Source organism: Nocardia sp. CS682 (assembly GCF_004634405.1).
Taxonomy (GTDB): Bacteria; Actinomycetota; Actinomycetes; order Mycobacteriales; family Mycobacteriaceae; genus Nocardia; species Nocardia ninae.
Genome location: NZ_CP029710.1, coordinates 2625050 through 2637577 on the forward strand (window position 1 = coordinate 2625050; position 12528 = coordinate 2637577).

Sequence of the window (12528 nt, forward strand, 5' to 3'; positions counted from 1 at the left end):
CGGTTGTTATGCGCAGTTACTCGGCGCGGGCCTGCCGTCGAAGCGGCCGTCGAGCCAGTTGAGCATCGACGGGAAGCCGAGCACGGCGGCGGTCAGATGGTCGGGGCTGGGGAAGATCTCCGACTCCACCCGCACGCCGGCCCGGCAATACCGGTGCATCGTGTTGGCGATGGCATCCAGCGGGATGACATTGTCCTGCGGGGAGTGCCACTCGAAGATCGGCGTCTCGGGCACGCCGTCGTAGAGCTCCACGCTGTTCTCGTCCGCCACCGCCCAGGCCTTCGGGTCGTGCGCGAGGACAAGGTCTTTCGCGTACTCCGGCAGGCTGTGGCCGACACCGCGGGCCAGCAGATCGTTGGTGCAGCTGTTGGCGATCGACTTGGCCGCCGCGAGCCCCTTCTCGTTCAACGCGCTGCTGATCGGGATCCGGTCCGGGTATTCACGCTCCATACCGAGCACCGCGGCCATGCCGAGCCCGAACGCCGGGTGCTGGTTGTGCCCGATGGCCCAGCCCATCGTCGTCAGGTTCATCGGGACACCGCCCTCGGCGGCGCCGACGATGTTCAGCTCGGGCGCGTACTTCGGCGCCAGCGCGGCGGCCCAGGCGGTCGCCATGCCGCCGCCGGAGTAGCCCGACAGCGCCACCGGGCTCTTGCCGAGGGTGAGCTGCGGCAGCCGCTGCGCGGCGCGGATGCCGTCGAGGGTGATCTGGCCGCCCAATTTCGCTGCGCCGTAAGCACTGTTCGGGCCCAGATGGTCGGGCAGCGCGACGGACCAGCCGCGCAGCAGCGCGACGTTCAGCATCGGCGCGAACGGGACGATGAAGTTCGGATCGTTGGCGTAGAGCGAGTGCGAGATCGCGCACTGGGTGCCGAGCCCGTTGATGATGTGCTGGAACGACAGCAGCGGCGCGTCCGGCCGGTGCCCGATCGGGGTCACCACCGTGGTGGTCGCCGCGATCGGCTTGCCGAGGGAGTTGGTCGAGCGGAACTTGATCAGGGTGACCGAGGCGCCGGGGAAAAAGAACAGCGGCGGCATCGGACGGGCGTCCAGCACGTCGCCGGGGGCCTTGGCCGCGATGTCGGCCGGGGCGGCGTAGAACGGATCCGGGTCCGGATTCGGATAGATCGGCTGGGCGTTGGCGGTGCCGGTGCCCGCGGAGGCCATGACCGCGCTGATCGTCAGCGCACCGAGGGCCGCGAGAATCGGTCTCAGTTTCGGGCCACCGGTTGCCTGCCGAAAAAGTCGTCTACCCACTGGGTTGTACCTCCACTGCATCGCGATAATTTTCAGGTGTCCGGCGAACTGCATTTCACGGGCGCGAAACGACAATAGTCATCGGCTCGCTTCTTGTCGCGGCCGATCCTGGGTGGAAGTGTCGCAGATTACATGGCCGCTCTTACATCCGATTACAGTTGTGCTCAAGTGCCTCGCCCGCACTGGCGACGGTGCCCGGCGGGGTCGCCGCCAGCGGCAATGCGCTTGCTGGCCAGGCGATTTGGTCAGCATAGTGGCTCACAGGCGCGCCGGCGCAAATGGAACTACACAGCCTTTCAGTGCGACTTAAAAGCGCGTTCAGTTTTCCTTGAGAGGTTTTCCCGTGTTTACCGGCTATTACCCGAACACCGCACACTACCGATTTGTCTACCCCGGCCACTGCTGCTCGACCGGCGTAATGACGGAGACCGAATCGGTCTGTCCGTGCGCACGCCGATGCGAAGAATTCATGTGCCCCTAACGCGGCGCTCCGCCGGAATTCATGGCGCGTCGGTGGCGTGCGCGAACGCGGAGCCCCAGCCCGCCTCTTCGATCGCTGTGCCACCACACGATTTCGGGGTACCCGGGCGGGAATAATGAACCACTCCCCACGATTGGACCCGATCATGACCAGCGCTGACTTGTTGATCGACGCCTTCGGCCGAGTCCAGGAGCACGTGCACGCGGCGGTGTCCGGCCTGACCCGGGACGAGCTGGCCACCCGGCTCGATCCGGGCGCCAACTCCATCGCCTGGCTGATCTGGCATCTCACCCGGGTACAAGACGACCACATCGCCGACGTCGCGGAGATCGAGCAGGTGTGGACGGCGGCGGGCTGGGCCGAGCGCTTCGGCTTGCCGTTCGACGACACGGCAACCGGCTACGGCGACAACCCGGACCAGGTGGCCCAGCTCGCCGCCGCGTCGGCGGATCTGCTCCTCGGCTACTACGACGCGGTGCACGCCCAGACCATCGAATACGTCTCGAAGCTCACCGACGCCGACCTCCCCCGCGTGGTCGACACCCAGTGGGATCCGCCCGTGACACTCGGTGTCCGGCTGATCAGTGTCATCGACGACGACATCCAGCACGCGGGCCAAGCGGCCTTCATCCGGGGAGTGCTGTTGCGCCGCAGGTGAACCGGTTGCCCGAATTCAGGGTGATCCCTGATGGCCGACGGGGTCCGCGTCTACATACTCATATAGTCGATATCGACTATATGAGTCATGCGGAGACGTCTTATGTCAGTTCAGACCCGTCCCTTGCCGAATCACGCACGGACACCCCACCTTCCGCCGCGCAGCGCCCGAATCATGCTGGCCGGCTTCGCGCTGCTCGCGGTCGCCGCCGCCATGCTGCCGTCGGTCTTCCCGCCGAGCATGCCCGCGGCCCGAGTTCCGATGTGGTGCTTGCTCGCCGTGCTCAGCGGCGGGCTCGCCGCGCTCCTCACCGTGCGGCCGGCCACGCCCCGCGCGGTGGTGCTCGGCCTCGGCTGGCTGCTGGTCACCGCGACCGTGTTGCAGGCGTTCGTCGTCGGCGACCTGACCGCGATGTTCTCGACGTGGCTGGTGGTGCCGATTTTGGCGCTGCTGGCCGGCCAGTTGACGCCCAGGCCGCGCAAAGCACTGGTTGCCGCGCATGTAGTTGCCTCGGCCTGCTGGGTCGGTATCGCCCTCACCGTCGCGGCGATGTCGGTGGTCGCGATGACGACCGGCGATATCGGCACCAGCCGGGTGACCTATGAGCTGATGGCGATCTTCGACCTGACACTGCTGCCGTGGGCGAACTTCGCCACCTTCCTCACCGGCCTGGCCCTCGGCCTCACCACGAGTTGGGGCCTGTTCCGCTACTACTGGGTGGCCACCAAGCTCACCATCGCGGTGGGAATTCTGTTCGTGGCGTTCGGATTTCTGCACGACGCACTGGAGCAGGCTGCCGCCGAAACCGAGCATCTCGCTGCCGTAGGCGCAACGACCGCGGAGCTCAGCGCGGCCGCCGAGGTGGCGTTCTGGGGTTTCGGCGGCTCGATGCTCAGCCTCGTTGCGGCAGTGCTGCTTTCGCTGTACAAGCCCGGCGGCAAGACCAGGCGCGGTCGTCGGGTGCTGACCGGGGGGCGCGGCGGACAGCCACAGATCCGAGCGACCATCGTCGACACGCGGCCGATCGCCGACGGGACGGTTGCCCTCACCCTTGCCCCCGATGGCGCTGCAACACTGCCGGATTGGGCACCGGGCGCACACATCGACCTGGTGCTGCCGTCCGGCCTGGTGCGCCAGTACTCGTTGTACGGTGACCCGGCCGAGACCGGCACCTACCGGGTAGCCGTCCTGCGTGAGCCCAACGGACGTGGCGGCTCTGCCGAGATACACGCCTTACGGGTGGGCACGAGAATCGGTATTCGCGGACCGCGCAACAACTTTCCGCTCGTCGCCGCCGACACCTACCTGTTCATCGCGGGTGGCATCGGCATCACGCCTTTCCTGCCGATGATCGACCGGCTGCACCGATCGGGTGCCGACTGGCGGTTGATCTATCGCGGGCGATCGCTGCCGACAATGGCTTTCGCCACCGCACTGACCCGGCAATACCCGGACCGCGTGACGTTGCTGCCCGCCGACACCCATCCGCGACCGGACCTCGGTGAGCTGCTCCGGAACACAACCGAGGGTGTCGCGGTCTACTGCTGCGGGCCCGAAAGACTCATCAGCGCAGTGGAATCGGCGATGGGTACGCACGCAACCCTGCACACCGAACGGTTCGCCGCCAGCAATCGCGCCGCCGAGCGGACGAATGCACCGTTCGAGGCGGAACTGCGACGGTCCGGCGTGGTGGTTCCGGTGCCCGCGAATCGGACCCTGCTCTCGGCCATCCAGGACATCGATCCCACGGTCGACCTGTCCTGCGAGGACGGCGTGTGCGGCAGTTGCGCCACCCGGGTGCTGGCCGGGACGCCCGACCATCGTGACGATGTCCTGCGCGCCGACGAGCGCGATCGCGTCGATATCATCTACCCCTGCGTATCTCGCGCACGCGGCGAGCGCATCGTGCTCGACGTGTAGGAGTCGAAGGAGGGCCGGTGGCCGCCAGGCGCGACCCGCTGCACAATCCGCTGGCCCTCGCCGTGCTCGCGTACCTCATCGAACGACCCATGCACCCGTACGAACTGGGCAAGTTACTCAAGGAGCGCAACGCCGGTCGCAGCATCGACTACAAACACGCCTCGCTCTACATGGTCGTCGAGCAGCTCACCAGGGCCGGATACATCGCGCCGCAGCACACCGAACGCGAGGGTCAGCGTCCGGAACGCACGGTGTACCGGCCCACCGAATCCGGAAAGTCCCGCCTGTACGAGCGGATGCGGGAGCTGGTTTCGGTGCCCGCCAAGGAGTACCGGCAGTTCGAGGCGGCTCTGTCGTTGATCGTGGTGCTGCCGCCGACGGACGTGGCCGACCTACTCGACCGGCGACAACGCGCGCTAGCGGAGCAGATCGACCAGCAGCATGCGTTCGTGCACGCCGCCGACGACGTCGAACCGCTGTTCCAGATCGAATACCACTACCGGATCGAATTGCTCGAAGCCGAACTACGTTTCATCGAGCGCTTCCGCGACCTCATCCGGGCCGATCCCGCGGCCCTCGGCCAGTTCTGGCAGCAACTGCACGCCCGGTGATCGCGCTCAGGCCGGTGGCCAGTTCCGCAGCACCGCGTCGAGAGCGTCCAAGGTCCGCGACCAGGAGTCTTCGACACTGCGCGGGTGGCTGTCGTAGCGGCCGGTGGTTTCCAGGCTGACGTAGCCGAAGAAGGTGCCGTGCAGTAGGCGGATCGCGTCGGTTTGGTCGGGCTCGGCCAAGTCGTAGCCGCGCAGGATCGCGCGGGTCATCTCCGCGTGCCGCATGGCCGCGCTGGCGGCGGCCGTTGCCGGGTCGAGATCGAGCTGCGCCGCGGCGTACCGGCCCGGATGCTGCTTCGCGTAGTCCCGGTAAGCGTTGGCGAACGCGACCAGCGCGTCCTTCCCGGCGCGGCCGGCCAGCGCGTCCGCGACCTGGTCGGCGAGTTCGGCCAGGGCGAGCACCGCAACCTTCACCCGCAGGTCACGCGCGTTCTCCAGGCGGGAGTACAGGCTCGCGTCCTTCACGCCGAGTTTGCGGGCCAGCGCCGGGACGGTCACCTTGTCGAAGCCGATCTCGTCGGCCAGTTCCGCCGCCGCCTGGACCAGGCTCTCGTCGGTCATCCGTGCGCGTGCCATACCGTTCTCCTCATCGACCGAGAGCCTAAAACATTTGCCTAATATCTCTAGGTACTTTACCGTATCTACTTGTTGAATCAGCTAGCGAGTACGACCGAAGGGAGACCTCCACCATGAACGCCCAGGTTTCCCATCCGACGCGCCCGACGGAGTTCGGCCGAATCTTCCCGCCGGACGACAGCTGGCTCGCGCGGCAGCGGCCAGAGGAGATCCTGCTGCCCGACCTGCCGATCATCGATCCGCACCATCACCTCTGGTACCACCCTGGATTCCGCTATCTGCTGGAGGAGTTCACGGCGGATACCGGCAGTGGGCACAACGTGATCGGCACCGTCCACATCGAGTGCATGTCGGCGTACCGCACCGATGGGCCGACCGAGTTGCGACCGGTCGGCGAGACCGAGTGCATCGCCGCATTGGCCGCGGCCGACGACGCCGCGGGCGGCCCGACCAGGGTCGCCGCCGGAATCGTCGGGCGGGCCGACTTCGCCCTCGGGGCCGACATCGTCGACAACGTCATCGAGCATCACCTCGCCGCGGCGCAGGGCCGCTTCCGTGGTCTCCGCTTCGCGGCGAGCTGGGACGCGAGCGCGGACATCAAGCTCAGCCATCCGGACAGCCGGCCGCACCTGCTCGCCGAACCGGCGGTGCGGGCGTGCGCACGCGTGGTCGCCGACCGCGACCTGGCCCTCGACCTGTGGATCCTGTCCCCCCAACTCGCCGACGCCGCCGAGTTGGCCGAGGCGATGCCCGAACTGCGCCTGGTGCTCGACCACTGCGGCGCACCTCTCGGCTTCGGACCCTATGCCACCGACCGGGCGGCGCACTTCGCCACCTGGGCGCGCGGCATCCGGGAGGTGGCGCAACGACCGAACGTCGTCTGCAAGCTCGGCGGCCTGCTCGCCACCGCCGCCGCCTTCGACTACCGCACCGCCGCGGCGCCGCCGAGCTCGGAAGAGCTTGCCGCCCTGTGGCGTCCGTGGTTCGACACCTGCGTCGAGGCCTTCGGTCCGGACCGCTGCATGTTCGAAAGCAACTTTCCCGTCGACAAAATGGGAACCCGATACGCGACGCTGTGGAACGCCTTCAAACGGCTTGCCGCCGGCGCCTCGGATACCGAACTGGCCGCGCTGTTCGCGGGAACCGCCCGCCGAACGTACCGGCTGGCGCTGTAGCCGCCGCGATCTTCCTAAGGAACATCCCCATGATCACCATCCCCATTCGACCCGAAATTATCCGTGGCGCAATCGATTTCGAGCGCACCGCGAAAGGGCTGCTGCCGCATCGCCTTCCGGCGAGCGCGCGCAAGCAGTTCCCCGACGACTATCTGGCGATGGTCGAGGCCCAGCCCGCCGGTGTGCGGCTGGCCTTCCGAACCAGCGCGACCGTCGTCGAGCTGGACACGCTGCCCATTCGGACCGTCTACCGAGGCGCCCCGGCGCCATCGAACGGCGTGTACGAGCTGCTCGTGGACGGCCGCCCGGCCGGCCGGGGCACCGTGCCCGGCGGCACCCGCCACCTCGTCGACATGGCCACCCAGGCCAAGGTCACCGAGACCGGCTCGGCAGGCACGCTCCGCTTCGATGGACTGTCCGCCGATCCGAAGGACATCGAAATCTGGTTGCCGCACACCGAAATCACCGAGTTGATCGCCCTGCGCACCGACGCACCGGTCGAGCCGACGCCGGACCGTGGCCGCAAAACATGGCTGCACCACGGCAGTTCGATCAGTCACGGTGCCAACGCCGACCGCCCGACGGCCACCTGGCCCGCCCTGGCCGCCGCCCGCGGCGAGGTCGAGCTGATCAACCTGAGTCTGCGCGGCAACTGCCTGCTCGATCCGTTCGTCGCGCGCGCCATCCGCGATACCTCCGCGGATCTGATCAGTCTCAAGATCGGCATCAATGTGGTCAACTCCGACCTGATGCGGCTGCGAGCCTTCGGGCCCGCGGTGCACGGTTTCCTCGATACCATCCGGGACGGGCACCCGAGCACGCCGCTGCTGGTCGTCTCCCCCATTCTCTGTCCGATCCACGAGGACACGCCCGGCCCGGGCGCCCTCGAATTCGACGGCACGAGAGTGACTTTCCGCGCCACCGGCGATCCGGCGGACCGCGCCACCGGCCGGCTGACCCTCAACATCATCCGCGACGAACTCGCCCGCATCACCAAGCAGCGCGCGGCCGACGACCCGAACCTGCACTACCTCGACGGCCGTTCGCTCTACGGCGAAAAGGATTTCCAGGAGCTGCCCCTGCCCGATCACCTGCACCCGGACCCCGCCACGCACCGCCGCATCGGAGAACGCTTCGCCGACTTGGCCTTCGGCGACACCGGTCTGTTCGCCGGCTGAGTCCGGCCCCGCTGTCGAGCCATCGACAGCGGGGTCGGGAACGGCCCTTAAGTGGTTTCCCCGATGTGCGGCAGGTGCGGGTCGACGGATACTTCCTGGTGCGATCAATCTACCGGGGAGGCAGCCGATGTCCGATCTCGCTACCACGAAACCCGTTGCCGCTGAACAGTTTCGTTGGCTACAACTGCGTGTCGCCGGCATCGCGGCGTTGACCGGGGTGGTCCTGATCGTCTTCGTCAACGCACTCTTGGGAAACGTGCCGCGGACCGAATACCTCGCGGTGCTGGACCACGTCAACGAACGTCCCTGGTACGTGATGCGGCTGGCCGGAATTCTGGCCATGCTCGCCTGGATGGTGGCGTTCTCGACGGTCGGCCGGACACTGCGCGACCCGATCGGCCGAGTGGTCGCGCGGATGGGCGAGCCGGTGCTGATCGTCGCGGTCGCGGTCTTCACGGTCGACTACGCCCATGACGGCTTCAGCATCGGCGTCACCGCAGAGCGTTGGGCCGCAGGCGATCTGACCGCGAACGACGCCGTCGCAGACGCCAGGGTGCTGGAGATACTGGTCGGTGCCACCTCGATGTTGTCCCAGGCACTGCTGGGCCTCGGGTTGACGATCTACGCGACAGCGCTGCTACTGACACGCGAATTCTCCCGAATCCTGTGCTGGCTGGGCATCATCGGCGCCGCAGGATGGTTTCTGGGCGGCGCGGCACTGATCGCCAGGGTGGACGACCTCCGGTTCGAGGTCGTCCTCCCCTTCGTCGGCGCCGCCACGATCTGGGTGACCGGGATTGGTATCACCTTGATCCGCCGCAGCTTTCGGACCGATGGATAGGTGCCGGTCCGGCGTCGGCGACGAGGTGGCGGGCGCGGGGTTGGTGGTGCCATTCGCCGGTCGGGGCGCGGCGGAGGAATTCGTCGCGTAGCTGGGCGATGAAGGTGGCGCCGCGGGCGGTGGCCAGGGGGCGCAGGGGGCCGGAGGTGGTGTGGGTGTCGAAAAATGTTGCCGCGTCGGGGTGGGACATCGGATAGGAGATGTGCTCGTCGCGTTCGATACGGGTGCCCTGTGTGGTCAGGGCGGGAGCGAGGCGTTGTTCCCAGGATCTGTCGCCTGCGGGTACCTCGGCGCGCAAGACTTTGGAGAGCAGGGCGAACGGGCCTTCGGTCTCGGTTGCGCTCGGCCAGAAGACAACTGACAGCCGTCCGCCGGGGCGTAGGGCCGCCGCCCAGGATCGGATCGCCTGGTCGGGCTCGGGCAGCTGCTGGAGTCCGAAGACCGATACCACCGCCGCGCACCGCTGTGTCCAACGGGAATCCAGGGTCGATGCGTCCCCTTCTACGACGCGCACCTGCGGGTATGGGGCGGCGCGTGCGCGGGCCCGGCGCACCATGCCCGGGGACAGGTCGATGCCGACCAGCTCACGCTCCGGGAACTGCTCGACCAGCGCGTCCAGCTCGGGAAACGTCCCGCAGCACGGGACGAGAACCGGCCCCGCAGGCAGGGGGTCGACGGTGACCGCACGCACGGCCGCGGCCACCCATGGTGCGAAGCGTGGGACGTAGTACGCCTCGTACCCGGTCACCGCCTCGTCCCAGCCCCTGGCGCGGCGGGCGAGTTCTACGTCACGGTCGGTCACGTTGTCCACCTTGTCTTTTCATGCGTGCCGGGGACGGACGTGCACGCGCTCACCCTGCAAGCCGAACAGGATGAGCAGCTCCACCGCCTGCCCGTCGGCCGAACCGAGCCAGTGCGGCAGCGAGGTGTCGAACTCCGCGGCCTCACCGGGCGGCAGCGTGATGTCCTGATCGCCGACTATCAAGCGCAGCTTTCCATTGAGCACATACAGCCACTCGAAACCGCTGTGCGTTTTCAGCGTCACTTCGGCAGGCTGCTTCCTGGCCGGAATGAGCATCTTGTAGGCCTGGGTGCCGCCGGGCCTGCGGCTCAGCGGAATGAACGTCATGCCGTGGCGATGGATCGGGTGCAGGTGGATCCGGAGGTCGCCGGTGCGTGGCGCGCCGACCATGTCGTCGATCGGGACGTCGTAGGCGCGGGCCAGCGGCAGCAGCAACTCCAGGGTGGCCCGCCGCCGCCCGCTCTCCAAGCGGGACAGCGTGCTCTCCGAGATGGCGGTCTTCGCCGCGAGCTCGGCGAGGGTGATGCCGCGCTGCCTGCGCAGCGCGCGCAGCCGCGGCCCGACCGCATCCAGTACTTCATCGATGTCATCGGCCATGTCCCCATCTTGCCGAGACGGCAAGTTTGCGTGCAATCACGAGCGGTCCGGAGCCACAGTGAAAACGGTTCCTGTTGATCTTCGAAAGGACGAGGCCGCATGGGCACGCACGCCACCGACACCGACGCCGCCCGCTTCTGGGACGAGCATTACCGCACGCCACGGCCCATCCGCACCGGACGGGCCAACCCCGTGCTCACCGAGATCGCGGACGCACTCGCCCCGGGCACCGTGCTCGATTTGGGCTGCGGACCCGGCGACGACGCGCTGTGGCTCGCCGCCCGCGGCTGGCAGGTCACCGCGGTCGACATCGCGGTCACCGCAGTGCGGCGCCTGGCCGCAAAGGCCCGGTCGCTGGACCTGCACACCAGGATTTCCGCGCAGTGCATCGACCTGGCCGACGACTTTCCGGCGGGCACGTTCGATCTGGTGTCGGCGCAGTACTTCCACACGCCGTTCGCGCTGCGCCGGGCGCGCGTCCTGCGCACCGCGGCACACGCACTGGCCCCCGGTGGCCGGCTCCTGGTCGTCGACCACGGATCCACCGCGCCGTGGTCCTGGAATCAGGATCCCGAGGTCCGCTACCCCACCCCGGACGAGGTGTCCGCCGAGCTGGCCCTCGATCCCACGCAATGGTCCACCGAGCGCGCGGATATGCCGCGGCGGCGGGCGACCGGCCCCGGCGGCCAGACCGCGACCGTAGTCGACCACGTCCTGGTCATCCGCCGCAGCGCAACTTGACCCGACCCCAACGACTTTCACCCTGAACGGAGGGACCGACCATGCCCACACCACGACGCCGCCGCGACGCGGGCCCGCCGCAGACCGGCCCCGGGGAAAGGGAGGTGCTGCTCGGCTTTCTCGATTACCTGCGCGACGCGGTACTCGCCAAGGCCGACGGCGTGCCGGAACCGCAGATCCGCACTCCCGGTGTCGACTCCGGGACGAATCTGCTCGGCCTGATCAAGCACCTCACAGCGGTCGAGCGCTACTGGCTGCTCGAGCACCCGGTCACCGACTGGGCAGCCACCTTCCGCCCGACGCCCGACGAGAGCGCCCAGCAACTCCTCGACACCTACCGGCAGACCAACGCCGCGGCGAACGAGGTCATCACAGCATGCGCCGACCTCACCGCACCCGGTCCACGTCCAGGTGGGCGCCGCGCCGCGCCGTCCTGGCGCTGGACGCTGACCCACCTGCTCGAGGAGACGGGCAGGCACGCCGGGCACGCCGACATCCTGCGTGAACTCATCGATGGCGCCACCGGGCGCTGAAACCCCTTGTAGCAGAGAGATACCCATGCATCACCCGAAACATCCTGTCCGCCTGATCGCGGCCGCCGCGGCCGCGCTCGTGCTGATCACCGGGTGCGGATCCACCACCGACCCGGCGACCCCTGACCCGGTGGCCGCACCACAGACGTCCGGCTTCGACGCCGCCACCCGCGACGACGCGGAGTTCAACCGCACCTTCCGGCACGAGTTCGCCGACGTCGACGGCGTGCGCATGCACTACGTCACCGGCGGCTCCGGCCCCGCCCTGGTGCTGCTGCACGGCTGGCCGCAGACCTGGTTCGAGTGGCGCGCCATCATGCCCGCCCTGGCCGAGCGCTACACCGTGTACGCCCTCGACCTGCCCGGTCTCGGAGACAGCACCGGATCGCCGCCGTCCTACGACAAGGCGACCCTGGCCCGCTACGTGCACACCCTCGTCGCCGAACAGCTCGGACTGCGCGATGCCAGGGTCGTCGGACACGATCTGGGCGCGGCGGTGGCGTTCCAGTACGCCGCCCAATTCCCGCGGGACATCACCAAACTCGGCTATCTGGACCTGCCGCTACCCGGACCTGCGGTCAGCGGTGCGCAGTATCGGAATATGAGCTGGCACATCGCGTTCCACGCGCAGCGGCAAGTCCCCGAAGCCGTGGTCGGCGACGATGTGCGCGAGTACCTCAGCTTGTTCTATCCGCAAGTCGCCTTCGGCGGCACAGCATTCGGCGGTTCCGGTGCCGCGGCACCGTTCACCGACGCCGAGATCGATGAGTACACCCGCACTTACCGGCGTCCCGAGGTGCTGCACGGCGGGTTCGAGTTGTATCGCACCCTCGACCAGGACGTCGCCGCCAATATCGCGGCGTCGCCCATCACCACACCGACCCTGGTGCTGACCGCCGCCGGACTGGTCGACTCGACCATGGCGACCGTCGCGCCGCGGATTGCCACGGTGACCCGCGCGGTCGACGTGCCGCGGGCCGGGCATTGGCTGGCCGAGGAGAACCCGAAGTTCGTCACCGACGAACTACTCGCCTTCCTCGGATCCTGACGGCGGATGCTGGGGCGGATCCGCGCTCAAACCCGTTGTCGCGCTTAACCATATGAAGCCGCGGTGATGTTCGTCGACAAGCGGAGACAAACACAACAAGATGTCCACCG

Annotated in this window: 13 protein-coding genes; 9 read left to right on the forward strand and 4 right to left on the reverse strand. The window is 68.0% G+C overall.

All coding sequences use genetic code 11. The features are described 5' to 3' along the window. Positions 1-6: 6 nt before the first annotated feature. A complete protein-coding gene (locus DMB37_RS11780; RefSeq protein ID WP_240772516.1) occupies positions 7-1167 on the reverse strand; it encodes a lipase family protein in 1161 nt (386 codons plus the stop codon). Between the two features lie 716 nt (positions 1168-1883). Between DMB37_RS11780 and DMB37_RS11785 the strand changes: the two genes are divergently transcribed. From DMB37_RS11785 to DMB37_RS11795, 3 genes are all read left to right on the forward strand, one after another. Then, a complete protein-coding gene (locus DMB37_RS11785) occupies positions 1884-2396 on the forward strand; it encodes a DUF664 domain-containing protein (RefSeq protein WP_135232730.1) in 513 nt (170 codons plus the stop codon). Positions 2397-2498: 102 nt separating this feature from the next. Continuing rightward, positions 2499-4316, forward strand: coding sequence for a PDR/VanB family oxidoreductase (locus DMB37_RS41340; RefSeq protein WP_240772349.1), 1818 nt, complete (start codon positions 2499-2501; stop codon positions 4314-4316). A gap of 17 nt (positions 4317-4333) precedes the next feature. After that, positions 4334-4927, forward strand: a complete 594-nt coding sequence (locus tag DMB37_RS11795) for a PadR family transcriptional regulator (RefSeq protein ID WP_135232731.1) — start codon at positions 4334-4336, stop codon at positions 4925-4927. Positions 4928-4933: 6 nt separating this feature from the next. Here DMB37_RS11795 and DMB37_RS11800 read toward each other — a convergent pair whose 3' ends face one another. Continuing rightward, on the reverse strand, positions 4934-5503 hold the full coding sequence (locus DMB37_RS11800) for a TetR/AcrR family transcriptional regulator (protein WP_135232732.1): 570 nt from the start codon (positions 5501-5503) through the stop codon (positions 4934-4936). 113 nt (positions 5504-5616) lie between these two features. On the opposite strand from DMB37_RS11800, the gene DMB37_RS11805 reads away from it, so the two are divergent. From DMB37_RS11805 to DMB37_RS11815, 3 genes are all read left to right on the forward strand, one after another. After that, positions 5617-6678 (forward strand): amidohydrolase, encoded by a 1062-nt coding sequence (locus tag DMB37_RS11805; protein WP_135232733.1) that lies wholly within the window; start codon positions 5617-5619, stop codon positions 6676-6678. 29 nt (positions 6679-6707) lie between these two features. Further along, positions 6708-7856 carry a GDSL-type esterase/lipase family protein gene (locus DMB37_RS11810; protein ID WP_135232734.1) on the forward strand — a complete coding sequence of 383 codons (1149 nt, stop codon included), beginning with the start codon at positions 6708-6710 and terminating at the stop codon, positions 7854-7856. A gap of 127 nt (positions 7857-7983) precedes the next feature. Then, the gene (locus DMB37_RS11815) at positions 7984-8697 is read left to right on the forward strand and encodes a DUF4386 domain-containing protein (RefSeq protein WP_135232735.1); all 714 of its coding nucleotides are present in this window, start codon (positions 7984-7986) and stop codon (positions 8695-8697) included. On the opposite strand, the gene DMB37_RS11820 is transcribed toward DMB37_RS11815, so the two are convergent. Both DMB37_RS11820 and DMB37_RS11825 read right to left on the reverse strand, forming a co-directional pair. Further along, a complete protein-coding gene (locus DMB37_RS11820; protein ID WP_135232736.1) occupies positions 8660-9499 on the reverse strand; it encodes a trans-aconitate 2-methyltransferase in 840 nt (279 codons plus the stop codon). The two genes, DMB37_RS11815 and DMB37_RS11820, sit on opposite strands and share 38 nt — an antisense overlap. 18 nt (positions 9500-9517) lie before the next feature. Next, positions 9518-10096 (reverse strand): helix-turn-helix domain-containing protein, encoded by a 579-nt coding sequence (locus DMB37_RS11825; protein WP_135232737.1) that lies wholly within the window; start codon positions 10094-10096, stop codon positions 9518-9520. A gap of 99 nt (positions 10097-10195) precedes the next feature. On the opposite strand from DMB37_RS11825, the gene DMB37_RS11830 reads away from it, so the two are divergent. Genes DMB37_RS11830 through DMB37_RS11840 form a run of 3 tightly spaced genes read left to right on the forward strand, consistent with a single transcriptional unit; the run spans position 10196 to position 12418 of the window. Next, the gene (locus DMB37_RS11830) at positions 10196-10837 is read left to right on the forward strand and encodes a bifunctional 2-polyprenyl-6-hydroxyphenol methylase/3-demethylubiquinol 3-O-methyltransferase UbiG (protein WP_135232738.1); all 642 of its coding nucleotides are present in this window, start codon (positions 10196-10198) and stop codon (positions 10835-10837) included. Positions 10838-10878: 41 nt separating this feature from the next. Beyond that, the gene (locus DMB37_RS11835) at positions 10879-11370 is read left to right on the forward strand and encodes a DinB family protein (RefSeq protein WP_135232739.1); all 492 of its coding nucleotides are present in this window, start codon (positions 10879-10881) and stop codon (positions 11368-11370) included. A 25-nt stretch (positions 11371-11395) separates the two neighbouring features. Continuing rightward, a complete protein-coding gene (locus DMB37_RS11840; RefSeq protein ID WP_135232740.1) occupies positions 11396-12418 on the forward strand; it encodes an alpha/beta fold hydrolase in 1023 nt (340 codons plus the stop codon). The last annotated feature ends 110 nt before the right edge of the window (positions 12419-12528 follow it).

Bases quoted from the DNA above. Each gene is read 5' to 3' on its own strand.
- DMB37_RS11780 (WP_240772516.1), bottom strand. From the start codon at position 1,167: ATGGCCTCCGCGGGCACCGGCACCGCCAACGCCCAGCCGATCTATCCG.
- DMB37_RS11785 (WP_135232730.1), top strand. From the start codon at position 1,884: ATGACCAGCGCTGACTTGTTGATCGACGCCTTCGGCCGAGTCCAGGAG.
- DMB37_RS41340 (WP_240772349.1), top strand. From the start codon at position 2,499: ATGTCAGTTCAGACCCGTCCCTTGCCGAATCACGCACGGACACCCCAC.
- DMB37_RS11800 (WP_135232732.1), bottom strand. From the start codon at position 5,503: ATGGCACGCGCACGGATGACCGACGAGAGCCTGGTCCAGGCGGCGGCG.
- DMB37_RS11805 (WP_135232733.1), top strand. From the start codon at position 5,617: ATGAACGCCCAGGTTTCCCATCCGACGCGCCCGACGGAGTTCGGCCGA.
- DMB37_RS11810 (WP_135232734.1), top strand. From the start codon at position 6,708: ATGATCACCATCCCCATTCGACCCGAAATTATCCGTGGCGCAATCGAT.
- DMB37_RS11815 (WP_135232735.1), top strand. From the start codon at position 7,984: ATGTCCGATCTCGCTACCACGAAACCCGTTGCCGCTGAACAGTTTCGT.
- DMB37_RS11825 (WP_135232737.1), bottom strand. From the start codon at position 10,096: ATGGCCGATGACATCGATGAAGTACTGGATGCGGTCGGGCCGCGGCTG.
- DMB37_RS11830 (WP_135232738.1), top strand. From the start codon at position 10,196: ATGGGCACGCACGCCACCGACACCGACGCCGCCCGCTTCTGGGACGAG.
- DMB37_RS11835 (WP_135232739.1), top strand. From the start codon at position 10,879: ATGCCCACACCACGACGCCGCCGCGACGCGGGCCCGCCGCAGACCGGC.
- DMB37_RS11840 (WP_135232740.1), top strand. From the start codon at position 11,396: ATGCATCACCCGAAACATCCTGTCCGCCTGATCGCGGCCGCCGCGGCC.